The organism is Aurantimonas sp. HBX-1, from assembly GCF_021391535.1.
In the GTDB taxonomy this organism is placed as follows: Bacteria; Pseudomonadota; Alphaproteobacteria; order Rhizobiales; family Rhizobiaceae; genus Aurantimonas.
The window spans coordinates 585,388-609,594 of the sequence record NZ_CP090066.1; the positions used below are offsets into that span (position 1 = coordinate 585,388).

Annotated in this window: 22 protein-coding genes; 16 read left to right on the plus strand and 6 right to left on the minus strand. The window is 66.1% G+C overall.

Features of this window, described 5'->3' with window-relative positions; genetic code table 11:
• The first annotated feature begins 16 nt into the window (after positions 1 to 16).
• Both LXB15_RS02690 and LXB15_RS02695 read left to right on the plus strand, forming a co-directional pair.
• Positions 17 to 742, plus strand: a complete 726-nt coding sequence (locus LXB15_RS02690; RefSeq protein ID WP_233950752.1) for a response regulator — start codon at positions 17 to 19, stop codon at positions 740 to 742.
• 211 nt (positions 743 to 953) lie between these two features.
• Positions 954 to 2,066: an FAD-dependent monooxygenase gene (locus tag LXB15_RS02695; protein WP_233950753.1), complete on the plus strand. Its 1,113-nt coding sequence runs from the start codon at positions 954 to 956 to the stop codon at positions 2,064 to 2,066.
• 514 nt (positions 2,067 to 2,580) lie between these two features.
• On the opposite strand, the gene LXB15_RS02700 is transcribed toward LXB15_RS02695, so the two are convergent.
• Positions 2,581 to 2,961: a helix-turn-helix domain-containing protein gene (locus LXB15_RS02700; RefSeq protein ID WP_233950754.1), complete on the minus strand. Its 381-nt coding sequence runs from the start codon at positions 2,959 to 2,961 to the stop codon at positions 2,581 to 2,583.
• A 56-nt stretch (positions 2,962 to 3,017) separates the two neighbouring features.
• Here LXB15_RS02700 and LXB15_RS02705 point away from each other — a divergent pair, with 56 nt between their 5' ends.
• Both LXB15_RS02705 and LXB15_RS02710 read left to right on the plus strand, forming a co-directional pair.
• Complete coding sequence (locus LXB15_RS02705; protein ID WP_233950755.1) at positions 3,018 to 3,341, plus strand: nuclear transport factor 2 family protein; 324 nt, start codon at positions 3,018 to 3,020, stop codon at positions 3,339 to 3,341.
• The gene (locus LXB15_RS02710) at positions 3,341 to 4,126 is read left to right on the plus strand and encodes an SDR family oxidoreductase (RefSeq protein ID WP_233950756.1); all 786 of its coding nucleotides are present in this window, start codon (positions 3,341 to 3,343) and stop codon (positions 4,124 to 4,126) included. The genes LXB15_RS02705 and LXB15_RS02710 overlap by 1 nt, the downstream gene beginning before the upstream one ends.
• 110 nt (positions 4,127 to 4,236) lie before the next feature.
• Here LXB15_RS02710 and LXB15_RS02715 read toward each other — a convergent pair whose 3' ends face one another.
• The 3 genes from LXB15_RS02715 to LXB15_RS02725 form a co-directional block, all read right to left on the minus strand.
• On the minus strand, positions 4,237 to 4,662 hold the full coding sequence (locus LXB15_RS02715) for a DoxX family protein (RefSeq protein ID WP_233950757.1): 426 nt from the start codon (positions 4,660 to 4,662) through the stop codon (positions 4,237 to 4,239).
• Positions 4,663 to 4,741: 79 nt separating this feature from the next.
• The gene (locus LXB15_RS02720; RefSeq protein ID WP_233950758.1) at positions 4,742 to 5,242 is read right to left on the minus strand and encodes a cupin domain-containing protein; all 501 of its coding nucleotides are present in this window, start codon (positions 5,240 to 5,242) and stop codon (positions 4,742 to 4,744) included.
• A gap of 1,087 nt (positions 5,243 to 6,329) precedes the next feature.
• Positions 6,330 to 7,580, minus strand: a complete 1,251-nt coding sequence (locus LXB15_RS02725; RefSeq protein ID WP_233950759.1) for an FAD-dependent monooxygenase — start codon at positions 7,578 to 7,580, stop codon at positions 6,330 to 6,332.
• A 186-nt stretch (positions 7,581 to 7,766) separates the two neighbouring features.
• Between LXB15_RS02725 and LXB15_RS02730 the strand changes: the two genes are divergently transcribed.
• Positions 7,767 to 8,879, plus strand: coding sequence for an alpha/beta hydrolase (locus tag LXB15_RS02730; RefSeq protein ID WP_233950760.1), 1,113 nt, complete (start codon positions 7,767 to 7,769; stop codon positions 8,877 to 8,879).
• A gap of 117 nt (positions 8,880 to 8,996) precedes the next feature.
• Here the strand turns inward: LXB15_RS02730 and LXB15_RS02735 are convergent, their stop codons facing one another.
• Positions 8,997 to 9,602 (minus strand): TetR/AcrR family transcriptional regulator, encoded by a 606-nt coding sequence (locus LXB15_RS02735; RefSeq protein WP_233950761.1) that lies wholly within the window; start codon positions 9,600 to 9,602, stop codon positions 8,997 to 8,999.
• A gap of 242 nt (positions 9,603 to 9,844) precedes the next feature.
• Between LXB15_RS02735 and LXB15_RS02740 the strand changes: the two genes are divergently transcribed.
• The 11 genes from LXB15_RS02740 (at position 9,845) to LXB15_RS02790 (ending at position 23,601) form a co-directional block, all read left to right on the plus strand.
• The gene (locus LXB15_RS02740) at positions 9,845 to 10,930 is read left to right on the plus strand and encodes an HlyD family secretion protein (RefSeq protein ID WP_233950762.1); all 1,086 of its coding nucleotides are present in this window, start codon (positions 9,845 to 9,847) and stop codon (positions 10,928 to 10,930) included.
• A complete protein-coding gene (gene rbbA, locus LXB15_RS02745) occupies positions 10,927 to 13,707 on the plus strand; it encodes a ribosome-associated ATPase/putative transporter RbbA (protein ID WP_233950763.1) in 2,781 nt (926 codons plus the stop codon). The genes LXB15_RS02740 and rbbA overlap by 4 nt, the downstream gene beginning before the upstream one ends.
• Before the next feature lie 3 nt (positions 13,708 to 13,710).
• A complete protein-coding gene (locus tag LXB15_RS02750; protein ID WP_233950764.1) occupies positions 13,711 to 14,823 on the plus strand; it encodes an ABC transporter permease in 1,113 nt (370 codons plus the stop codon).
• A 553-nt stretch (positions 14,824 to 15,376) separates the two neighbouring features.
• On the plus strand, positions 15,377 to 16,942 hold the full coding sequence (locus LXB15_RS02755) for an ABC transporter substrate-binding protein (RefSeq protein ID WP_233950765.1): 1,566 nt from the start codon (positions 15,377 to 15,379) through the stop codon (positions 16,940 to 16,942).
• Positions 16,939 to 17,976 carry an ABC transporter ATP-binding protein gene (locus LXB15_RS02760; protein WP_233950766.1) on the plus strand — a complete coding sequence of 346 codons (1,038 nt, stop codon included), beginning with the start codon at positions 16,939 to 16,941 and terminating at the stop codon, positions 17,974 to 17,976. Before LXB15_RS02755 ends, LXB15_RS02760 begins: the two co-directional genes overlap by 4 nt.
• The gene (locus LXB15_RS02765; protein WP_233950767.1) at positions 17,901 to 18,803 is read left to right on the plus strand and encodes an ATP-binding cassette domain-containing protein; all 903 of its coding nucleotides are present in this window, start codon (positions 17,901 to 17,903) and stop codon (positions 18,801 to 18,803) included. Before LXB15_RS02760 ends, LXB15_RS02765 begins: the two co-directional genes overlap by 76 nt.
• Positions 18,804 to 18,815: 12 nt before the next feature.
• Positions 18,816 to 19,565, plus strand: a complete 750-nt coding sequence (locus LXB15_RS02770) for a glycerophosphodiester phosphodiesterase (RefSeq protein WP_233950768.1) — start codon at positions 18,816 to 18,818, stop codon at positions 19,563 to 19,565.
• Positions 19,562 to 20,989 (plus strand): alkaline phosphatase family protein, encoded by a 1,428-nt coding sequence (locus LXB15_RS02775; RefSeq protein ID WP_233950769.1) that lies wholly within the window; start codon positions 19,562 to 19,564, stop codon positions 20,987 to 20,989. Before LXB15_RS02770 ends, LXB15_RS02775 begins: the two co-directional genes overlap by 4 nt.
• Positions 20,986 to 21,924, plus strand: coding sequence for an ABC transporter permease (locus tag LXB15_RS02780; RefSeq protein WP_233950770.1), 939 nt, complete (start codon positions 20,986 to 20,988; stop codon positions 21,922 to 21,924). The genes LXB15_RS02775 and LXB15_RS02780 overlap by 4 nt, the downstream gene beginning before the upstream one ends.
• Positions 21,921 to 22,808 (plus strand): ABC transporter permease, encoded by an 888-nt coding sequence (locus tag LXB15_RS02785; RefSeq protein WP_233950771.1) that lies wholly within the window; start codon positions 21,921 to 21,923, stop codon positions 22,806 to 22,808. The genes LXB15_RS02780 and LXB15_RS02785 overlap by 4 nt, the downstream gene beginning before the upstream one ends.
• Before the next feature lie 331 nt (positions 22,809 to 23,139).
• Positions 23,140 to 23,601 carry a hypothetical protein gene (locus LXB15_RS02790; RefSeq protein WP_233950772.1) on the plus strand — a complete coding sequence of 154 codons (462 nt, stop codon included), beginning with the start codon at positions 23,140 to 23,142 and terminating at the stop codon, positions 23,599 to 23,601.
• Here LXB15_RS02790 and LXB15_RS02795 read toward each other — a convergent pair.
• Positions 23,517 to 24,146 carry a TetR/AcrR family transcriptional regulator gene (locus tag LXB15_RS02795; protein WP_233950773.1) on the minus strand — a complete coding sequence of 210 codons (630 nt, stop codon included), beginning with the start codon at positions 24,144 to 24,146 and terminating at the stop codon, positions 23,517 to 23,519. The two genes, LXB15_RS02790 and LXB15_RS02795, sit on opposite strands and share 85 nt — an antisense overlap.
• Positions 24,147 to 24,207: the final 61 nt, after the last annotated feature.

Genomic DNA, 24,207 nt, shown 5'->3' on the forward strand with positions numbered 1-24,207 from the left:
GGAAAGACCCCGAGCCATGAGCGGAAGACACATACTCGTCGTCGACGATGATCCCGCGATGCGTGATCTCATCGGCACCTATTTCAACAATCACGGCTACGACGTCAGCACCGCATCCGACGGTCAGGCGTTGAAGCGCGTGCTCAATGCGCGCCCCGCCGACCTGATCATCCTCGACCTGCAGCTCTCGAAGGAGAACGGGCTCGACCTGATGCGCGGCATCTCGTCCGACAGCCAGGTGCCGGTGATCATCATCACGGGCCAGCGAAGGGACGAGCCGGACCGGGTGGTCGCGCTGGAGCTGGGGGCCGACGACTACGTCACCAAGCCCTTCAGTCTCCGGGAGCTGATGGCCCGGGCGCGCGCCGTGCTGCGGCGATCCGAACGTGCGGACGGGCGCTCCCGGGAAATCCAGCAGCGGATCCGCTACCGCTTCGCCGGTTTCGAGCTCAGCGTCCGCATGCGTCGCCTGACGTCGCCCGATCAGACGCTGGTCAAGCTGACGGTGGGCGAGTTCAACCTGCTGACCGCCTTCCTGCGGGCGCCGCAGCAGATCCTGAGCCGCGAACAGCTCATCGCCGCGACGCGGATGCATGACGAGGAGGTGTTCGATCGCAGCATCGACGTGCTGATCCTCCGGCTGCGACGCAAGCTGGAGGCCGACCCGAGCAATCCACAGCTCATCAGGACGGAACGCGGCGTTGGATATCTGCTGAACGCCGAGGTCGAGGCCGTGCGCTAGCGCGGCGCCGGCGAGCCGCCGTTACGGTTGTAGCCAGACGCGGCAGCACTGAAGCGTCCCCGACACGGACGGCGTCCATCGATGCCGACGATCAGCTGCGGGACGGCCGGCGCGCTGGCCGCCCCGATGCGCGTCCGGATCGGCCCAGTACAGGGCTCTGCGAACGACGCGTCGCGGCCCCCGCAGGTCTCCCCAAACACGAGGAACGACCGTGAACATACTCATTGTGGGCGCCGGCCTCGCCGGTCTCTCGCTGGCGCGCGCGCTGTTTCTGCGGGGCATTCGCGCCGATGTCGTCGAGCGGCGCCTGGATTGGACGGCATCGGGGTTCGGGCTGTTCCTGCCCGGCAACGCCTCCCGCGCCTTCGCGCGCCTGGGGCTCCTGCCTGCGATCACCGAGGCGGCCGAGCCGATCCACCGACAGGATTTCTACGACCAGCGGGGCCGGCATCTCGGCAGCATCGACGCCGAGGCGTTCTGGGCGGGCTGCGGACCGTGTCTCGGCATGCCGCGCGCCATCATGCACGCGATCCTGCGGGACTCCGTCGCCGACCTGCCAATCCGCGCCGGCCGGACCGTCGCCGCGCTTCGGCAGGTCGACGGCGGCTGCGAGGTTACGTTCGACGATAACAGCGTCGCGACCTACGACCTCGTCGTGGGGGCGGACGGCCTGTTTTCCACGGTGCGCCGGCTGGCCGTCGATCCGGCGCCGCCGACCTACACGGGCAACGGATCCTGGCGCTTCTTCGCCCGCAACCTTCCGGGCATCGACGCGTGGACCGTGATGGTGGGCAAGGGCCGCACCCTGCTGGCGGAACCGGTCGACCGCTCGACGCTGTATGTCTACATCGAGCGCACCCAGCGGGCGGGCGACCCGCTGGAATTCGCGACGGGCGCCGAGCTTCAGGCGCTCTTCGCCGATTTCGGCGCGCCGCTCGGGCCGCTGCTCGAGCAGCTCCTGCCCGCGACGCCGCTGCATTTCAGCCGGATCGAGACGGTCCAGCCCCGGACCTCGGTCAGCGGCCGTGTCGTGCTGATCGGCGATGCCGCCCATGCGACATCGCCCAGCATGGCGGAGGGCGCGGGCATGGCCTGCGAGGACGCGATCCTGCTGGCCGACGCGATCGCTGCGAAAGATGACCTCGATGCCGCGCTCGACCGTTATGCCGCGCGCCGAAAACCGCGCGTGGAATGGGTGAAGGCACAGTCGGAAACCCGCGACCGCATCCGCCGCCTGCCGACCCCGATCAGCACCAGGCTGCTCCGGTACGCCGGCATGGCCATGTACCGGCGCAGCTACGCGCCGTTGCTGGCGGAGGCCTGATGGATGCGAGGAAGCCGGCTTGTCGTCCTCGCCCTGACGATCGCTTCCGCCACGATCTGGATGGGAAACCCTCCGACAGCCTGAGCGGCGGTGTCTTCGACCGGGTTTGCGCCGCTGCTGCGGCGTCCTGGATCGCGCCGATCCTGCTTGCCGTCGCCATGGCGGCGACGCGGATGGCGCCGTGCACGCCGGAGCAGGCGCTTCCGCCGGGCCGGTGCGGCATCCGGGCTGCGCCGCCATGCCGGCCCTCCCATCCGCGGCAGCCTCGCTCGCCGCCGCGGGCGCTCTCGGGCACCTCATCGGGCGCATCCGACCCGCTCCCCATGGCGCCTATCCATCGGGCTTCGATCCGCCGGTCTTCGACGACCGCCTCGCCTCCGTGCTGTCGGGGGCTCCTGACCGAGCAGCGACGTCGCCGGCTGGGCGGCTGGGCGCCGCGATGACCGTCGTTGCGCATGCGGGCCATGCTAGGCGACGCCGTCGCGCCGGTTGCCGCCCGTGAAGCGGCTGTTTGCTAGCCGTCCTGGCCGTCCGGCCTCGCCTCCGCCCATTTCAGCAGTGCGTCGAGCGCCGGGCAGAGCGACTGGCCCCATGCGGTCAGCCCGTATTCGACCTTTGGCGGCACCTGGTGGTGGACGAGGCGCGTCACGATCCCGTCGGCCTCCATCTGCCGAAGCTGCTGGATCAGCATCTTCTGCGAGATGTCGGGGATCGCCCGCTCGAGATCCGAGAAGCGCAGCAGCCGGCCGCCGAAGAGATGGAAGAGGATCACCAGTTTCCAGCGACCCTCCAGCATCCGCACGGCACCCTCGACACCGGACGCCGCGCTGAACGGCGTGTGCTCGACCGGCTTACCTTCAGGTGCGTACCTTACGTTTTCGTGCGTACTTGTCATTCCTCGAGCTTAGAATGATCTATTCGTCACCACAACAGCACTTCACAGGAGATGACATGCTGAACGTGCCCGACGCACTGGCCCTCTACTTCGATATGGCCGCCGACGCCACGATGGCGGAACTCAGCACCGTGTTCACGGAGGACGCGGTCGTCCGCGACGAGGCGCGGCAGCACCGGGGCCTCATGGCGATCCGCGACTGGCGTGTCGAGACGATGGCGCGCACGCCGTTCACCGCCCGGCCCCTGTCCGTCGAGCCGCAGGACGGCGTCCTCATGGTTCCGGCCAGGGTGACGGGATCCTTCCCCGGCAGCCCGGTGACGCTCACCCACCGCTTCACCCTTCGCGGCGGCCGCATCGCCGCCCTGGAAATCGGCTGATGGGTGGCGGCTGGATCGACCTCGAAGGTCGCCGGGCTGTCGTGACCGGCGGCACCAAGGGCGTCGGCGGGGCCGTGGTCGCGGCGCTGGCCGGTGCCGGCGCCCGCGTCGTGACGGGCGCCCGCTCGCGGCCGGCAGCCTTGCCCGAGGCGGTCGGCTTCGTCGCCGCCGACCTGATGTCGGCCGAGGGCTGCGCCACGTTCGCGCGGGCTGCCGAGACCGAACTGGGCGGCGTCGACATCCTCGTGAACGTGCTCGGCGGATCGAGCGCGCCCGGCGGCGGCTTTGCGGCGCTCAGCGATGAGATCTGGACGAGGGAGATCAGCCAGAACCTGATAGCGGCGGTGCGCATCGACCGTGCCCTGGTGCCGGGAATGGTGAGCCGCGGCACCGGTGTGGTGATCCACGTCACCTCCATCCAGCACGAACTGCCGCTGCCGGAGTCGACGATCGCCTACGCTGCCGCCAAGGGCGCGCTCGCCACCTACAGCAAGGCGCTGTCGAAGGAGGTGGCGCCCAAGGGCGTGCGCGTGGTGCGCGTCTCGCCCGGCTGGGTGGAGACCGAGGCGGCCGTGCGGCTGGCCGAACGTCTCGCGGAACAGGCGGGGACCGACTACGAGGGCGGCAAGCGCATCATCATGGACAGTCTCGGCGGCATCCCGATCGGGCGCCCGGCCACGCCCCAGGAGGTCGCCGACCTCGTCGCCTTCCTGGTCTCGCCGCGCGCCGCCGCCATCAGCGGGACGGAGTATGTGATCGATGGCGGGACGGTGCCGACGGTCTGATGCCCGTTGACCGGCCTGGCGGGGGCACGCCCTGGACACCCCGCCGCCGCGGCGCCGAAGCCGCGGTCGGCGAGGCAGAGGGTTCCGGCACGTCCCCGAAGGGTTCGGGGTCACGGATAGCGAGAGTACTCGTCGGCGGGCCACTCTGCCGGCGAGCGGCGGTTCAGACCGGCCGGCAGGAAGGTGCGGAAACGGCGGTCGGCCAGCACCATCCCCAGCCACATGACGATGCCGAGACCGAGGCAGATCAGCTGCGGCGGCGAGCCGAACCCGTCAATGCGGAAATGCGTGGCGATCGCGCCCCCGAGGAAGCCGGTGGTGAGGACCGCCCCGAGCGGTGCCAGGCGAGGGATGATCAGCAGCAGGGCGCAGGTGAGCGTGAAGACCGCGACGCGCGGCCCGCTGTCGGCTGAAAATCCTGAATGCGTCATGGCGTCGACCATCATCGGCGGCGAAGCCAGCTGCAGAGAGCCGTCGACGAGCAGGAGGGCGGCGACGATCGTCACGATCGATCGACCAACGATAGAGGTGCGCATTGCAAGCGATCCTTGCGTTCATTGGGAGGAGCATCGGCAGCGAGGGACAGGTGGGCGGCCTCGTATTGACGCGGCTGCCTTACGGTCTCGGCCGCGGCGACATGACGGAATAGATGCCATCGAAAGGCGGCGGGCCGACAACCGTGGAGCCCTGGCTCTCGTTCGACTCCAGGATGGCCTGAAGATCGTCGCCCTGCAGCGAACCGATGAACCTGAACATCTTCTCGAGATGTCCGGGCGAGAAGACGAGCAACATGCGGACCGGACCATCCGAGAGATTGCACCAGGCATGGGGCGTTCCCCGTCTGACGGTCGCCGCATCGCCCGCCGACAGTTCCACGGCTTGGTCACCCCGGACGAGATGGACGCGGCCTTCGAGAACGACGAAGTGTTCCTCCTCGTTGGCGTGCACGTGCATCGGGACGCCGTTCCGGGGATCGGCCACCAGTTCCAGCATCGTGTAGAGGCCCGCCGTGTCGGCGGCAGCCGTGCGGATGATGAAGCGCTCGCCCGGCGTCACCTCCCGCCAGTCAGGGCCGGCGCCGGAGGCAAAGGGCGTTTTCCTTGCTGTCGGGTTCATGCAGATCTCTCTCGATGGATTGACGTTGCGCCGACCCTGAAAGTTGCGCGTTACAGCTCCGCATCGAAAACCATGTTCAACGTTTCATTCGAAGCTCTGCGTCGGAGCAGGCGCCGGGCAGAACAAGGCCCGCGAGGCTCCGTTTGCGGTCGCGGCGGCGGCAGTTGGCGCGGTGATTGCCGCCGCTCGACGCGCGGGGCCCAAGCAACGCGGCGCCCGCGCCGGTGTCGCTCGCCCCATAAGCGAGGCCACGCCGCGACGGCCTCCGCGTCGCGATCCGCGAGGAACGGCGGCGTTCCCCTAACCGGTTCACAGCCGGCAGCTGACCAGGCGCTCCGCATTGCCGTTGTAAACATTGCCGGTCGCTTCGAAACACGAAGGCAACGCCGGCGCTGGAAAACCGTCCCCGAAGCAACCCGAGCGGGGTTGCGCTAACCAGGATCGGGATCGGATCAGTGTTCGGACGGATTTCATTCGAGCGGTCGGCCGCGCCTGCGGCCCATCCTCGCAAGCAGCCCGCCGGCGAGGGCGAGACGAAGCGCCATCGGTTGCGTCGCTTCTGGCACCATGTCCTGGCGCAAGCCCGGCGCCTCGCACGGGACCACAAGCAGCGGCTGCGGAACAGGCGCGACGTGGAACTCCTGCTGCAGATGCCGGAATACCAGCTACGCGACATCGGACTGCAGCGGCTGCCGGCGGGCTACTTTGCGCGGATCACCCCGGCGCCATGGGCAGAGCCGACCCGGGGCGGGGGCCCCCGCCCATCCCGGCTTCGTCCCTCTCCTGTCGGGGAGCGGAAGCGCACTCAACGATAGCGTCGGGCACGACATGGCAGGGTAGAGTCGTCGGCGGGTCCCGATGGGCGCCGAAGCAAGCCCGGATCAAGGCGCTGAAGCCGATCACCGTAGAGAACAGCCACACGATCCTCGCGTCATCGCCCATTAATGAAGAGGACCTGGAATTGGGCGAAAAGACCGGGCCTGACTGCCGGGCGCGGAGGTTTACGGGAAGGCCGGACCGATTCAGTCACCCGCCGGCCTTCCGCATGGCAGCGCGCGGCGTCGACTAGTTGCGCTACACCATCCGGTTATCTGCGGCTCGCGTCTGCGCCTGAACCCGGCTCATAATCGCCGATCGGGATTTCGGCGATGGCGTGCAGCCCCTTGACCGCTTTCCGTGGCACCACCGGAATGATGCGGCGGATGGCGGAAGGCGTAGCAAGGAGAAGGGGCCCCAGAAGAAAGCGTAGTGAAATAGCGAACTCGGAAGAGGGAAGGAGGGAGCTGATACCGGCCGGTGCAATCTGCCGGCTCGCCCTGACGACGCCGTCCAGCGCAGACTGGTAGTCCTGGAGCCCGCGCGCAGGATCATCCATCGCCTCGGCCAATTCTCCGGCGAGAACATAAGCGCTGGAGACGGCAAGGCTGGAGCCTCCACCGACCGCCGGTGCCGGGCTGTAGCCAGCATCCCCCACCAGTGCGATCCGGTCCTTCACCCAGCTCTCCATGTGGATCTGGCTGATGGGATAGAAATAGAAGTCGCGTGCATCATCGAGAAACTCGAGCAGCCGCGGCACCTCCCAACCGTCAGCTTCGAAATGTTCACGTAGCAGACGCTTCTGCCCCTCGACGTCGTCATGGCCGATACCGAGTGGCTCCGGGCAGCGAAAGGCGAAGATGACTGCCAGATCCCCGGTCTGCCGGATCGGCGCGGTCGCGACGGTCTTGCCGACCGCAACATACTGGTGAAGCGTGTTCTCGACGCCGAGGAAGTCTGGTGTCGTATACCCGCAGACGTAGCCACCCATGTAACGGCTAAGATGCGCCTCCTCTCCGAAGGCGAGGTGTCTCACGTTCGAATGCTGGCCGTCAGCACCAATGACGAGGTCGAAATCTCGCTGGCCGTGCTTCTCGAACGTCACGACGACACCGTCGGAGCGTTCCTCCAACCGAGTGATCGTGTCGCCGAAGATGTACTCGACGCCACCCTGACTCGCAGCGTGCACAATCGAGACCAGCTTGCCGCGCAATATCTCGACGTGTCGGCCGCCGAGCTCTACCAGAAGTTTGCCAACATCGGCTTCGAACGGATCATGGCCGGGGGCGATTATGATGGAGCAGTCGTTGCGGGTGCGCGCAGCCTCTATCTCCGGCAGCAGTCCCATTCGCTCGACGACGTCAACGGCAGAGCCCCACAAATCAATGGGCTGACCACCAGTCCGGAGTTCGTCTGCCCGCTCAACAATCACCGGATGAAAGCCATAGTGATGCAACCACCAACCGAGGATCGGCCCAGCCACACCTGCACCTGAGATCAGCACGTTCTTGTTGCCGGGCATGTGCATCTCCGCATATTATAATACGATTCTGTATCGAAACTTATTGCCTCAAGTTCCTGCGGATGTCAAAAGGCTGCGGCTCGCGCACTTCGCACCCTCTCCGCGCGCTCGATCGGCGGGCCGCTGGAAGTCAGGATCGCGTGTAGGCCAGGCTTCCGTTAGCAGCAGCAGGAGGTTGAGGGAGCTATGAGGAGACTACTCATCGTCGTGCTAACCCTGGCGATCGGCGGGTGTGGCGCAAGGCCAGGACCCGAGGCCCTTCAGGCGACCGGCAGAACAGTGCCCGATGCCAGACTTGTCCCTGTATTGGTGGCGACGGATCGGTCAGTTCCTGGCTCGCACGGAGAAGCGCACGGCAGTTCGCGGGGGGCGCTTCGTTACGAGAAACTGGTCGTCTCGATCCCGCCGGGCCATCAAGCGGGATCGGTTGAGTGGTCGAAAAACCGCGAGCATGATCCTTCGCACAGCTTCGTCGTCGCACATCGCTCGATCCTGAATGAGGATGAATTCGTGGGCGAGGCGGCAATGGGGGTACGACGCGGCGGCCAGTTGGGCGTGTTTGTCCACGGCTACAACGAGACCTTGGCCGAGGCGGCGTTTCGCCTTGCGCAGATCACTGTCGATCTAGACTCGGAGGAAGCTGTCGTCCCGATCCTCTTTTCCTGGCCATCGGAGGGCGCGGTCATGGGGTATGTGGCGGATCGTGACGGCGTGACCTACGCTCGGGACGATCTGGTGCACGTCCTACGCCTGCTGGCCGATCTTCGGACAGGCGGGCAGATTTCCCTGTTCGGCCATAGCCTGGGCGGCTGGCTTGTGATGGAAGCACTTCGCCAGCTTCGGCTGCAGGGCCGCCACGGCGTCCTGGCCCGCTATCAGGTTGATCTCGCGGCGCCGGATATCGATGTCGACGTCTTTCGAAAACAGCTTGCGGTGGTGGGGCGGCTTGATCCCCCGATCACCCTTTTCGTGGCGCCCGATGATCGTGCACTTGCAGTATCGACGCATGCTGCAAGAGGACACCCACGGATCGGGGCGGTCAACGTCAACGATCCGGCCTTGCAGGAAGCGGCGCAGAATCTCGGCTTGCGAGTGATCGACATCTCATCCGTTGAACCGGTCGGCCGCACGCGACACAGTCGCTTCGTGCGGTTGGCCGCCGTTGCGTCAAGGGTTCCTGCATTGACCAGCCCTGGGGCCGTGGAAAGCGCAAGACAGGGGGCCTTCGTGCTGCAGAACGCCGCCGCGGCCTTGTCGCTTCAAGCAATCTCGTCAACGACCGATCCCGCCGTCCGCTAGTCGAGCGAGCGTCGCTCGTCCTGCCGGACCCTTGCCATCACGAACGGGTTGCTGTTCGCCTCCTCGCCGGACTGTGGTTCCGGCGAGGAGGCCGTCATGTCGTGTAGCCGCCTTCCGTTACGGCTCGGCAAAGAGCTGCAGGAAAAGCCGATCGATATAGTCGCGCACCTCCTCGATGGCCTCCGGAGCGCCGCGCAGAAGAAGACGAGTGATCATCGCGCCGATGAACATGTCCATGATGATCTCGATATCTGCATCCGGCCGCAGGGCCCCTTCGGCTTTCGCGCGATCGAGGATCTTTCCAAACAGGACGCGTCTCGGTTCCATATAGGTCGCGTCGTACGCCGCCATGATCTCCGGATGATCGCAGACCGAACCGATGAGCCGCGCCATCAGTCGGGTGTAGCTCAACATGATCTTTATCGTCTCGGGCCTGCGGTACACCTGCATGATCTCATGCAGGCTCATCGTTTCCCACGGCCCAAGCGAGGATTCGGTGCGCTCTCGGATGTGTCTCACCGCGCTGACCAGCAGATCCGTCTTGTTACTGTAGCGACGATAGACGGCCGCTCGCGTCGTACCGGCATGCTTCGCGATCTTCTCGATGCTCGCTTCGTCGACACCGACATCCATCAGCAGTTCGAAGGCGGCCTCCAGAATGGCTTCGTCGGTCTGCCGGTCACGGGGCCTGCCGACGGACCTGTTTCCATTGTCGTTCTGCACGGCCGTTTCCTCGTGGGCGGTTGGTCGGAACTGGAGCAATGCCGCCCGGTGCGGGGGAACGGGCGGCCTTCGCGTCGAAACGCATCGAGAGACGCCGACCTTTATAATATGGGCCAGGATCGTATTGAAAGAGGAGCCACCATCTGCAAGATGGGCAGGATGTCCACCGGTTTGTTCGGGGAAGCCCGGCCGGATGAACCGGCCCAAGCGGATCGATCGCCGCCCGAACGAGAGGGACGTGTATGCTGGAGCGGCTCAAGGCGCTTTTCGGCAATTCCTGGTTCTGGCTGGCGCTGGCGGCGGCTGCGATCGCCGGCGGCTGGTATCTGACGCAGCGTCTGTCGGAGGAGGAGCTACCGGCAGGCGTCGCGTGGGGGAATGGCCGGATCGAGGCGGTCGCCATCGACATATCGGCCCGCACCGGCGGCCGGATCAGGGACATCCTTGTGCATGAGGGCGAGACCGTCTCGGCTGGCCAGGTTCTCGCCCATATGGATACCCAGCAGCTGGAGGCTCAGTTGCGCGAGGCACAGGCCCAGCTACGGCGCGGACGGATCGGCAGGGAGGTTGCCGAGAGCGGGGTAGATCAGGCCGTGGCCGAACGCTCGGCCGCCCTTGCGGTCGTCGCGCAGCGCGAAGCCGAGCTCGGCTCTGCCGAGGGCCGGCTCAGCCGCTCACAACATCTCGTCGAGCGAAATGCCGTTTCCCAGCAGACGGTGGACGACGATCGGGCGCGGTTCGAAGGGGCGCGCGCTGCGCTCGACGCCGCACGCGCCCAAGTCGCCGCCGCCGACGCAGGCGTCGCCACAGCACGGGCGCAAATCGTTGACGCCCAAGCCAGCATCGAGGCGGCCGAGGCGGCCATAGAGCGCATCCAGGCCGAGATCGACGACAGCGCATTGCGCTCGCCACGGGATGGTCGGGTGCAGTATCTCGTGGCCCAGCCAGGCGAGGTGGTCGCCGGCGGCGGCCGGGTGCTCAACCTCATCTATCTCGGCGATGTCTACATGACCGTCTTCCTGCCCACGATGGAGGCCGGACGCCTCGCCATCGGCTCGCAGGCGCGCATCGTGCTCGACACCGCCCCCGGCGTGATCATCCCGGCGGAGGTTTCGTTCCTCTCCGATGTCGCGCAGTTCACGCCCCGCACCGTGGAGACAGCCGAGGAGCGGCAGGGCCTGATGTTCCGCGTTCGGGTGCGCGTTGCGCCGGAGCTCCTTGAAAGGCATGCCGACTACGTCAAGCCGGGCCTGCCGGGCGTCGCCTATGTCAGGACCGATCCGGCGGCGGAATGGCCTGAAAGCCTGCGTACGGGGCTGCTCGAATGAGCGGGCCGGCGCGCCCCGGCGAAGCTCCGGCTCTCGCGGCGCGGGTGCGGGCCGTCACCCACGTCTTCAAGAAGACCCGCGCGCTCGACGACGTCTCGATCGACTTCCCGGCGGGAAAGATGCTGGGCCTGATCGGGCCCGACGGCGTCGGGAAATCGACGCTCCTCTCGCTGATCGCCGGGGCGCGCAAGGTCCAGAGCGGCGAGGTCGAAGCCTTGGGCGCCGACATGCGAAAGCCACGTGATCGCAGCGAGATAGGCCCCCACATCGCCTATATGCCCCAAGGGCTCGGCAAGAACCTCTATCCGACCCTGTCCGTGTTCGAGAACGTGGATTTCTTCGGCCGTCTCTTCGGCCATGCCCGCAAGGAACGCGAGCGCCGCATCCACGAGCTCCTCGCCGCCACCGGTCTCGATCCCTTTCCAGATCGCCCGGCCGGCAAACTCTCTGGCGGCATGAAGCAGAAGGTCGGCCTGTGCTGCGCGCTGATTCACGGCCCAGACCTCCTCATCCTCGATGAGCCGACAACCGGCGTCGACCCGCTGGCCCGGCGGCAGTTCTGGGAACTGATCAACGACATAAGGGCGAACCGGCCGAGCATGGGGGTGATCGTTGCGACCGCCTATATGGACGAGGCGGCCGAGTTCGACTGGCTCGTCGCCATGGACGGCGGGCGCGTGCTCGCGACGGGCACGCCGACCGAGCTTCAGGAAAAGACTGCGACTTTCTCGCTCGACGAGGCCTTCATCGCTCTCTTGCCGGAGGAAAAACGCAGCCAACATCGCCAGGTCGAGATTCCGCCGCGCCCGCAGAGCGATGGCCAAGAGCCGGCGATCGAGGCCGATGGGCTGACCATCCGCTTCGGCACCTTCACTGCGGTGGACAATGTCAGCTTTCGCATCCCTCGCGGTGAGATCTTCGGCTTCCTCGGATCGAACGGCTGCGGCAAGACGACGACCATGAAAATGCTGACCGGCCTCCTGCCGGCCAGCGAGGGCACCGCGAAGCTGTTCGGGCGCGAAGTCGATCCGCACGATATCGATACGCGCCGGCGCGTCGGCTACATGTCGCAGTCCTTCTCGCTCTATTCCGAGTTGACCGTTCGGCAGAACCTCGACCTGCACGCCCGCCTCTTCCAGATGCCGGCCAAGGACATACCAGGCCGCATTAAGGAGATGGCGAAGCGCTTCGATCTGATCGGGGTGCTGGAATCGCTCCCTGACGCCTTGCCGCTCGGCGTCACCCAGCGCCTGTCGCTGGCCGTCGCCATGATCCATGCCCCCGAAATCCTGATACTCGACGAGCCGACGTCCGGCGTCGATCCCATCGCGCGCGATGCGCTGTGGCAGAGCTTCGCCGATCTGTCGCGCAAGGACGGCGTGACCATCTTCATCTCAACGCACTTCATGAACGAGGCGGAGCGCTGCGACCGCATCTCGCTGATGCACGCCGGCAAGGTGCTGGTGTCCGAGACGCCAGCCGCCATCGTCGAGAGGCGTGGCAGCACCAATCTCGAAGAGGCTTTCGTCTCGTATCTGGAGGAGGCGATCGAGGAAGGGGCCGCGGCCGCCAAGCCGAAAGCGGATGCCGCCGCCGCTACGGATATCATCCATTCGACCGGGCCCGGACATCAGCCAGCGCAGAGGCGCTGGCTCGATCCGCGTCGCATGATGAGCTATGCCCGGCGCGAGGCGCTTGAACTGCGCCGCGACCCGATCCGCGCCTCCTTCGCCTTCATCGGCAGCTTGGTGCTGCTGTTCGTCCTCGGCTACGGCATCAGCATAGATGTCGAGGACCTGTCCTTCGCGGTCCTCGATCACGACCAGACGACGATGAGCCGCGACTATACACTCGACATCTCGGGCTCACGCTATTTCACCGAGCGCCCTCCGATCCTCGATCATGCCGACATGGACCGGCGCATGCGCAGTGGCGAACTGAGCCTCGCCATCGAGATACCGCCCGGCTTCGCGCGCGAGGTGGCCGCTGGCCGCCACGTGGAAATCGGCGGATGGATCGACGGCTCCATGCCTTCGCGCGCGGAGACCGCGCAAGGCTACGTGGAGGGGCTGCACGCCCACTGGCTGATGCGGCAGGCACGGCAAGCCCATGGAGACCGGGCTGGCTCGGCGAGTTTCCAGCTCGAGACGCGGTTCCGCTACAATCCCAATGTCGAGAGCCTCATCGCCATGGTGCCGGCCGTCATTGCCCTGGTGCTGATGTTCATCCCCACCATGCTGGCGACGCTTTCGATCGTGCGGGAAAAGGACCTCGGCTCCATCGTCAATCTCTACGTCACGCCCGTGACCCGCCTGGAATTCCTGCTCGGCAAGCAGATCCCCTATGTCGGCCTCGCCATGGTGAATCTCGCGATGCTGACCATCTTTGCCATCTTCGTGCAGGGCGTGCCTTTCACCGGCAGCTTGCCGGCGTACGCGATGGGAGGCCTGCTCTACGCCATCGCGGCGACCGGGCTCGGGCTGTTCATCTCCAGCTTCATGAACAGCCAGATCGCCGCGATTTTCCTCACCACCGTCGTCACCATGACGCTGGCCGTCCAGTATTCCGGCATGATCGACCCGATAGCCTCCATGGAGGGCGAGGCCGCGCTGATCGGGACGATCAACCCCGCGAGCCATTTCGTGACCGTTTCGCGTGGCGCTTTCTCCAAGGCCTTGGGCTTCGGCGATCTCACCGCCTCCCTCCTGTCATTGCTCGCGGCTGGCCCCGTGCTGCTCTTGCTGAGCGCGTTCTTCCTCCGGAAGCAGGCGCGCTGACCCATGCGGATATCGACCATCTGGCGTCTGGGCATCAAGGAGTTGTGGAACCTCCTGCGCACGCCAGCCCTGCTGGTGCTGATCGGCGCGGTGTTCACGATCCAGATCTATGCGGCGGCAGTTGCGACGCCTTTCACACTGAACAAGGCGACGATCTCCATCGTGAACGAGGACGCCTCGCCGCTGTCGGCTCGCATCGCCTCGGCCTTCTACCCGCCCCATTTCGGCCCGCCGCAAGCGATTACCCTTTCGGAGATGAATCAGCGCATGGACGAGGGCATCGACACCTTCGCGCTCGTCATCCCGCCGAACTTCCAGCGCGATCTTCTGGCCGGGAGCGAACCGGCCATACAGCTGAATGTCGATGCAACGCGCATGACCCAGGCCTTCACCGGCGCGGGCTACGTACAGGCCATCGTATCGGGCGAGATCTCTGAATTCGTCCAGCGCTACCGCGCCGCCGGAGCCGCGCCGGTCGATCTGGTGCTGCGCGCGCGCTTCAACCCCGAACTCAATCCCAATTGGTTCAGCGCCATGATGGAGGTCGTCAACAATGTCGCGCTGCTCTCGGTCATCCTGGCCGGCGCGGCGCTTATCCGTGAGCGCGAGCACGGCACGATCGAACACCTTCTCGTTATGCCCGTGACGCCTGCGGAGATCATGCTCGGCAAGATCTGGCCGATGGTGGTGGTGGTGATGGGTGCGGCCTTCTTCTCCATCACCGTCGTAGTGCAGGCATGGCTGGCCATCCCTGTGGCGGGCTCGCTGTGGCTCCTGATGCTCGGCATGGCGCTCCAGCTCTTTGCGACGACTTCGCTCGGCATCTTCCTCGCCACCATCGCTGGCTCCATGCCGCAGTTCGGGCTGCTACTGATGCTCGTGCTGTTTCCGCTCCAGATCCTCGCCGGCGGTCTGACGCCGGTCGAGAATATGCCCGCAGGCCTGCGCATCCTCCTGTCGCTCGCGCCCGACACGCATTTCGTCTCGCTGTCGCAGTCGATCATGTTCCGCGGCGCTGGGCTCGACGTCATCTGGCCGCAGCTTCTCAGCCTCGTCGCCATCGGCCTCGTCCTTTTCTCGTTCTCGCTGTGGAGATTCCGCCGGTCGCTGCGTTAGGATCCGTCTGTCCATCGGGCACCGACCGGACGAGCCACAATTAGAAGGGTCATCGGCGCTCTACGTTGCGACGATGCGTGGGCATCTCCCGGGGCGATCGGCTTCCAGGCGCGTGTCCGGTTGCGTGGGACATAGATGACTATCAAGGGGCAAGCGCGGGGAGCCCCATCCGGCAATGGCGCCTTCGAATTCCTCCGCCGCCTGCCAGCGGATGCCGCAGCCGCCTCGCGCGCATAGTGCGTCGGGGACACACCGACGCTTCGCCCGAAGGCCACGTCGGAGGCTGGTCGGGTCTGACGCACTTTCGGCGCCTGTTCGGCCGCCGCGTCCGCCGACATGCCCACTTTGATCTCGTTGAACTGACGGCTGCTTACACTTTTTGTCTTGCGGACTGATCGGAGTGGGGCAGTGAGCCGCGGCCCGCCGGTTCACCCTGTTGCAGAGACGATCGATACGTCGCCGACAGGTCATTCATCGAAACGTCGCAAGATCGTCACTGAGGGTTATCAATGGGACGGTAGGCCCTCCTCATTCACCAGACTGAGGAGTGGACATGTTCGACAGAGCGATCAAAGCTTGCCTTTTGACAGGACTTGCCCTTGGCAGTCTCGGCGCGATGCAGGCGCAGGCTGCCGGCAGACCCGACATCGTGGTCGCCGTAGCCGACAATCCGCCGACGCTGGAGCCGGCCAAGGAAATGTCGAACGTCGGCACCCGGATCACCTACTCGGTCTTCGACACGCTGATCCGCCGGGACTTCCTCTCGGGTGAAGGCGGCGGCGGCGCCAAGCTCGTGCCCTCGCTCGCGACGAGCTGGGAGCGGATCGACGACACGACCCTCGAATTGAAGCTTCGGGAGGGCGTCACGTTCCACAACGGCGCCGCCTTCAACGCCGACGACGTGGTCTTTACCTTCTCGCCGGAACGCCTGATCGGGGAGGCTTCCCCGCTGCCACAGGGCCGGGCCTATTTCGGCGTTCTCGACCGCGTCGAAAAGCTCGACGACTACACGGTCCGCTTCGTCACCAAGGCGCCGGATCCGTTGCTCGAACAGCGCCTCGCCTCCTGGGCGTCATGGATCGTCGACAAGGATGACTGGCTTGAGAAGGCCGCGGGCAAGGGCTTCGCCCAGTTCCCGGTCGGCACCGGCCCCTACATGCTCGACGAGTACCGCGCCGATCAATACATCCGGCTCGATGCGTTCGACCAGTACTGGGATGGCCGGCCGACGGCGGCGACGGTAACATTCCGCAAGGTGCCGGAGCCGGCCGCTCGCATCGCCGGCCTCGTCAGCGGCGAGTTCGATATCATCACCAACGTCGCGCCGGACCAGATCGCCCAGATCGACGGCTATGACGATATCGAGACCCGCAGCGTCGTCCTCGCGAATTCGCATGTCCTCGTCTACAACACCGACCATCCGGTCCTGGCCGACAAGCGCATTCGCCAGGCGATGAACTTGGCGATCGACCGCAATCTGCTCGTCGAAGCGCTCTGGAACGGCGATGCCGTGGTGCCGAACGGTCACCAGTATCCGGAATACGGCGACATGTATCAGGCCGATCGTCCGGGCTTCGGCTACGATCCGGAAAAGGCCCGGCAGCTCCTCGCAGAAGCCGGCTACAACGGCGAGACGATCGTCTATTCCACCGAGCCGCAATACTACCTGAACGCCCTGCCCGCCGCCCAGGCGATCCTGGAAATGTGGAAGGCCGTCGGCATCAATGCCGAACTCAACGTGACGGAGGACCTCGACTCCCTCCCGAACGACGAGCTGATGGTCCGCAACTGGTCGAATTCCACCCGCTATCCCGACCCGGTCGGCGGCCTTTGGAACACCTGGGGCCCCTATGGTTCGGCCCAGAAGACCTGGGAAAGCTGGACGCCCGAGACGTTCAACCAGATCGGCGCACAGCTCGAGACGACGCTCGACCACGACAAGCGCTTCGAACTTGCCGTGGATCTGATGGACACCTGGGAAGACGACGCCCCTGGCACGATCCTCTACCAGCCGCTGGAGACCTACGGTGTGCGCAAGTCCCTGAAATGGCAGCCCTACACGTTCTACTACATGGACCTGCGGCCATCCAACCTGAAGGACGAGGCCGAAGGCTCGTGAATCTCTCCCTTTTGCCAACGGAAGGCGCCGGCTTTGCCGGCGCCTTGCCCGTTTCGGGTGTTTCGATCGATCCCGCCTGTCCGGTCCTGTCGGTCGAGGCGATGACCGTCGGTACCGACACGGTCGATCTCGTGCTCGACGCCTCGCTGCACGTCGCTGCCGGTGAAACGCTGTGCCTCGTCGGCGAAAGCGGCTGCGGCAAGAGCCTGACCTGCCTCGCCGCGATGGGACTTCTGGCCGATCCCGTGCGCCTGAAGGCGGGCCGTATCAGCCTGCTCGGCAAGGATCTGACGGGCCTTGACGAGCGAAGCCTCCGGCAGATGCGCGGCCGGGACATGGCGATGATCTTCCAGGATCCCGGTGCTTCGCTGAACCCGGTGCAGCGGGTCGGCCGTCAAGTCGCCGAGGCCCTCGTCGTGCACGATGGCGTATCGTGGAAAGCTGCCATGCGACGGGCTGTCGAACTTCTCGACAAGGTCGGAATCCACGACCCGGAGAAACGCGCAGTCGCCTATCCGCATCAACTGTCGGGCGGCATGTGCCAACGGGTGATGATCGCCATGGCGCTCGCCTGCCGTCCACGTCTGATCGTCTCCGACGAGGCGACGACGGCGCTCGACGTCACCACCCAGGCGCAGATCCTGAAGCTGATGAAGACCCTGCAGAACGAGACCGGGACGGCGATGATCTTCGTCACGCATGATCTGTCCGTCGTCGCAGAGATCGCCGACCGCGTCGCCGTCATGTATTCCGGCCGGATCGTCGAGACGGGGACGGTCGACGACATCTTCGATCACCCCGCCCATCCCTATACGCAGGGCCTGATGAACTGCCGCCTGCACGCATTGTCGGCAGCGGCGGACGGGCAGCTCGCGGCGATCGGCGGGACGGTGCCGCGGCCGGCAGCGCGTCCCAGCGGCTGCGCGTTCCGTCAGCGCTGCGAGAGGCAAGTCGACCGATGCGCGACCTGGCCGGCACCACGGTCCTATGCAGGGTCACAGACGGTCGCATGCCATTTTCCGGGCCAGCCATGACGGACGGCCCGATGCTCGCGCTTCACGCCGTGAGCCGGCATTATGGTGGCCGCCAGGCCTGGCTCCGTCGCGGCGAACCGGTCCGCGCCGTCGAGGGCGTCACCCTGACGCTCAGCCCCGGCGAAACCCTCGGGATCGTCGGCGAAAGCGGCAGCGGCAAGTCGACGCTCGGTCGCATCGCTGCAGGCATCGAGGCGCCGAGCGCGGGCCGGGTCACCTTCGACGGCGAGCCTTACGGAGCAATCGATACGGCCGCTTGGCGCCGGCAGCGCCGCATCGTCCAGGTCGTGTTCCAGAACCCCTCCCAAGCCCTCGATCCGCGGCTTGCGATCGCCGCGCAGATCCAGGGAGCGATGGCCGCCCATCGGATCGACATGGTGGAGGACGGCGACGACAGGACGCACACACTGCTCGCCCGCGTCGGCCTTGCCGGGCTCGGATCGCGTTTTCCGCACCAGCTTTCTGGCGGCCAATTGCAGCGCGCCGTCATCGCCCGGGCGCTCGCTTTGTCGCCGCGGTTGATCGTCTGCGACGAGGCGGTCAGCGCGCTCGACGTCTCGGTTCAGGCGCAGATCCTGAACTTGCTGAAGGATCTGCAGGCCGAATTCGGCGTCGCGTATCTCTTCATCTCCCACGATCTCGGGGTGGTGCGCCACATCAGCCATCGCATTGCCGTGATGCAGCGAGGGCGGATCGTCGAGACGGGGCCGGCAAGCGAAGTCTTCGTCCGCCCGAGCAACCCTTACACGCAATCGCTGATCGCGGCGTTGCCGGCGGCATCGCCCGCGATGCGCCGAGCCCGCGACGCGGCGGCCCAGGCCGCTTAGGAACCCGCCACCATGCATTCCTCCACCACGACCAGACCGGCTATCGTCGCCCATCGGGGTTTTTCGGCCGCCCATCGCGAGAATTCGCCTGATGCCTGGCAGGCAGCGCACGAAGCCGGCGCCGACGTCATCGAGGCCGACATCCGCATGACCCGTGACGGGACGCTCGTCTGCTGCCACGACGCCGATCTCAGGCGCCTTGCGGGCCGTCATGAAACGATCACGGATCTCGACGCGGCAGACCTTGCGGCCGTTACCGTGGAAGGCAGCGCCGCGGCGCCGCCTTTGGCGCTGCTCTTCAGCCTCCTGCCGGTCGCGCAGGCGATCCTCTTCGACGTCAAGGATGAGCGCCCAAAAGCGCTCGACCGCCTCCTCGCAGCAGCGAGTGCCAGCGGTCGCGACAAACTTTTCTTCGGTCTCCACGACATCGCCTCGGTGCGCCACGTCAGGGCCCGGACGAGCGCCGCCATACTGGGCCTCTTGAAGAAGCCTGACGAAGAAGAGGCGTTCTTCGCGGCCGGCGGCAGCATCCTGCGGCTGTGGGAGGGCGACGCGATCCCGGAACGCCTCCGTGCCGTGAAGGGCCGGAACCGCCGGGTCTGGGTCACCACGGGTCATCATCAGACCGGCCGCGACGTCGGCGATTTTGCACCCGACGTGCTGCGCCGCATGGCCGCCGACGGCGCTGCCGGCTTCCTCGTCAACGATCCGGCCGCAGCGCACGAGGCACTTGCCGGCCTTCGCCTGGAGGAAAGCGCATGAGCCAAGGCTCGACTCTCCTCGTCTGCTTCGACGGACTGCGGCGCGACCATGCCACGGCCGAGCGCATGCCGAATCTCGCCCGCTTCATGGCTGGCGGCGTCGACATGATCAATTCGCGCAGCGTCTTCCCGAGCGAAACCCGCGTCGCCTCGACCAGCACCGTCACCGGCTCCGCGCCGGGCGAGCACGGGCTCGTCGCCAACCAGTTCATCAATCCCGCCGTCCTCCCGGAAGGCCTCTTCAACACGGCAAAACGCGACAATCTGCTGCGCGCCGACGCGCTCGGCGTCCTCGTTGACCGCGAGAGCCTTGGCCAGCGTCTGGCGCGTGCCGGCAGGCGGTTCGCCGTCGTCAGCACCGCAACGCCCGGCGCGACCTTCATGATGAGCTACGGCGCAGGCGGTCTCGGCCAGCCGGTTTTCTCGGTGCACGAGGGGGTCGGCACCCACGAGGTCATGAGGCAGGCCGAAGAACGGTTCGGTGCGATCCCTGAAGGCGCGACGCCCAACACGGCGCGGATCGACTATGCGACGCGGGTCCTGACCGACCTCGTCTATCCGACGCATGGACCCGATCTCGCGGTCTTCTGGATGTCCGATCCGGACATAACCTCGCACGGCTATGGCATCGACGGCCCCGAGACGATCACCGCGCAGCGCGGCTGCGATGACGCCTTCGGCCGCATCCTGGATTGGTGGCAGGCCGGCGACGGACCGGAGAACATCATGGTCATGTCCGACCATGGGCAGATCACCGGCGCAGGCCGCGTCGATCTGAGGTCAGCCCTGCCAGACCATGCGGACTATCTGGCGCCCGGCTATTTCTCCGGCCTGTATCTCCCGAAGCCCTCCCGCAAGACGATCGCGAAGACCGTCGAGGAACTGGCTGCCGAACCCTGGTGTGGCCTCGTCTTCGTCAACCTTCCCGGGGAACCTCAGGCCACCGTGCCGGGTGCGATTGCGGCCTCGGCCATGGGCGGCGGCCATCCTCGCTCGGCGCCCGTCTCCTTCACGCTTCGCGCGTCGGCGGGCCTGCCCCCCGGCTCGGCGGAAACCTGCCTTTTCGTCGGTGGCATCGAACCCGGTGGCGGCATGCATGGCGGCCTTACCCGGGGCGAACTCTCGACCGCTCTGGCCGCGGCCGGGCCGGCGTTCCGACATGACGTGCAATCGGCGACCCCATGTTGGCTGCCCGACATCGCGCCGACGCTCCTGACGATCCTCGGCCTCGCCACCGAAGGGACCGGCGGCCGGATCCTGGGCGAGGTTCTGGCAGACCGCGACGGCGAGCCGGCGTGCGTCGAGCGGCGCACCCTCACTGCCTCGGTCGGCAGCCACGAACAGACCGTCGAGCAGTGGCTCGTCGACGGCCGCGCGATCACCGATTTCGGCTGGTCGCAAGGGCCCGGGGACCCGCTGCGATGAGCCCGCGTTTCCTCCTGACGAAGCTGCTGCGTGCGTTCCTAACGCTCGTTCTCGCCGTCACCTTCGTCTTCGTCGTGCTTCGCATGTCCGGCGATCCGGTGACGCAGATGCTTCCCGACGACACGCCGGCCGCCGTCATAACGGAATACCGCGCGATGTGGGGGCTAGACCGTCCGCTGCCGGAGCAATATCTGCGATATGTCGCGGGCATCTTCCGGGGGGATTTCGGCTTTTCGTTCCGTGACGACCGGCCGGCGTTCGACGTCGTCCTGGAGCGCCTGCCCCTCACGCTCCAACTGGGTCTCACGGCACTCGCCTTAACGCTTCTTCTCGGGCTCGGCGCGGGAATCCTGGCGGCGCTGAACCGCGGCACGACGATCGACCACGCCACCATGGCTTTCACGATCCTGGGCCATTCGATGCCGAACTTCTTCCTCGGCATCCTGATGATTCTGCTCTTCGCGATGACATGGCGCGTCCTGCCGAGCTCGGGTGCCGGAAGCTTCGAGCACCTGATAATGCCGGCGGTGACGCTCGGCACCAGTTACGCTGCCACGGTCGGGCGCTTCACCCGCTCCTCGCTGCTGGAAGTCCTGCACCAGCCCTTCATGCGCACGGCCAGGGCCAAGGGCGTGCCGTTCCGGCGCCGGATCATGAACCACGCATTGCCGAACGCGGGCATCCCCATTGTCACCGTCGTCGGTCTTCGCGTCGGCGCGCTGATCGGGGGCGCCGTGGTTGTCGAACCGGTCTTCGCGTGGCCCGGCGTTGGTCAGCTTCTCGTCAATGCCGTCGCCTTCCGCGATCTCGCCGTCGTCCAGACCGTCGTGCTGCTGATCGCCTTCACCATGATTGCCATCAACTTCCTGGTCGACATCCTCTATGGCTGGCTCGATCCCCGCATCGGCGCCGGTCGACGCGAGGCGCGGGCATGAGCGCGGTCACCGATCCCGTCGCGCCCAAAGCGAAATCGCGACCGCGCCGACGCCGCCTGCCGATCGTCGTCGCCCTTTGCAGCGCATGGCTCGTCCTCGTCCTCGTCCTCTCTCTCGGCGCAGACCTGATCGCGCCGTACGGCTATGCCGAGCAGAGCCTCCTCAATCGCCTCAAGCCGCCCGCCTTCCTTGGCGGCGACCCCGCCTATCTCCTCGGCACCGACGGGCTCGGTCGCGATGTCTTCTCACGACTCCTCTACGCCATGCGCACCAGCGTGCTCATCGCGTTCTGCGGCACGCTGATCGGCTCCGTGGTGGGCACCATCCTTGGTTTCCTCGCCGCCCATTTCCGCGGCTGGTTCGAGGAACTCGTCATGCTGTTGGTGGACTTCCAGGCGTCGATGCCGTTCCTGATCATCGCGCTGGCGATCCTCGCCTTCTTCGGTAACAGCTTCGAACTGTTCCTCCTGGTGGTGGGCTTCTACGGCTGGGAGGTCTATGCGCGCCTGACGCGCGGACTGGTCCTGCAGGCCAACGCGCAAGGTTACGCCTTTGCCATCCGCACCCTCGGTGTCCATCCGTTTAGCATCTACGTAAGGCACGTGCTGCCGAACATCCTCAGCGTTCTCGTGGTGCAGGTGACGCTGAACTTTCCCGAACTGATCCTGCTGGAGACGTCGTTGAGCTTTCTCGGGCTTGGCGTCCAGCCACCGCAGACCAGCCTGGGTCTGATGCTCGGCGAGGGGCGGAATTATATCGCGACGGCTTGGTGGATGGCGATCCCGGCGGGCGTCGTGATCTTCCTGACGACGCTGTCGGTCAGCCTGCTCGGCGACTGGCTGCGCGACCGCCTCGACCCAACACTGCGGACTGCAGATGAGTGAAGGCGAAGCCTCGGGACCGAGCGCACCCACGCGCAGTTGTGCCGCCAGTTCGTCTTGAGCGGCTTACAAGTGCAGCTAGCGCGATCGTCCGCTTGGCGGACCATCATACAGGTTTGATCAACGCATGAACCGCGGCCGGTGGAGTTCCCCCGGTTTGATGGACGCGATCCGATTTGTGGGAGGAGAGTGTCACCATGCCGAAAACGCGGAGCCCTATATCTCCGGGCCGGACACATCGAAGGGGTAGCGGTGGGAATATGGCGCCAACTTCTTGAGTTGGCGCCATAGCCTGTCGTCGTCAGAAGCGAAAGGACAGGCCGATCGACCCACGATGGCTTTCCGAGTCCTCGCCGAAGGCGCCATCGTAGCGCAGATGACTTTGGACGCTATCGGTGATCCGGGCGCCGAGGCCCGCACTAAAGGCGGCGTCTATCTGGGCGTTGCCGCCGTGATCGGGCTCCTGGTGGTCGGTCTCGCCGACCGGCCGGGGCTGTCAGCCTTCGCCAACAGCCGGATCGACACCGTCCTGCGGCTATCCGGCTCGGCGCGCGAACAACGACCCGCCATCGCGGTGCTGCCCTTCGACGACATGGGCGAGGCGGCCAGCGACCAGTATTTCGTCGACGGCCTGACGGAGGACGTCATCGCGGAGTTGGCGCGCTACGCCGATCTCCAGGTGATCGCGCGGAATTCCACCTTCGAGCCACCTCAGGCGGCGCAGATGTCCGCAGCGTCGACCGTCTCGTCTGGCTTGCCCGGCCACGATTCCATGAACTGCCGGACGACCTTCTGAAGCTGCTCGGGCCTCGCACCACCATTTGCCTGCACCACGAGACCGTTGGCGACGGTGATCACATAGCTGCCGAGGCTATCGGTGTCGGTATCGGCCGGCAGGTCGCCCTCGCTCTTCCAGCGCTCCAGCCGTTCGCGGAGCCGCTGCAGGTTGGAAAACCGGCGCGCCTGAAGATCGTCCTTGACGGAGTCGCCGTCCGGGCTGCAGACCAGCGCCCCCTGCACCATCAGGCAGCCGGTGGGGGTGCCGTCGGGCGCTTCCGCGCCAGTGAACAGCATCAGGAAGCCTTCGATGGCGCGCCGGGACGAAGGCTGGTTGAGGATCGTGTCGAGATAGGCGATGCGCCGTTCGGCGTAGCGATCGACAGCCTTCCGGAACAGCTCTTCCTTGTTGCCGAAGGCGGCGTAGAGGCTGGGCTTGGTGATGCCCATCGCCTCGATGAGGTCGGCCAGCGAGGTGCCCTCGTAGCCCTGTCGCCAGAACAGGAGAATCGCCTTGTCGAGCGCCTCGTCGACATCGAACTCCCTGGGACGTCCTCTGGTCATGTCGCTTCTTTCCGGGTCCCCGCATCCTATGCCGATCTTGGCTATCATATGGGGATATCCC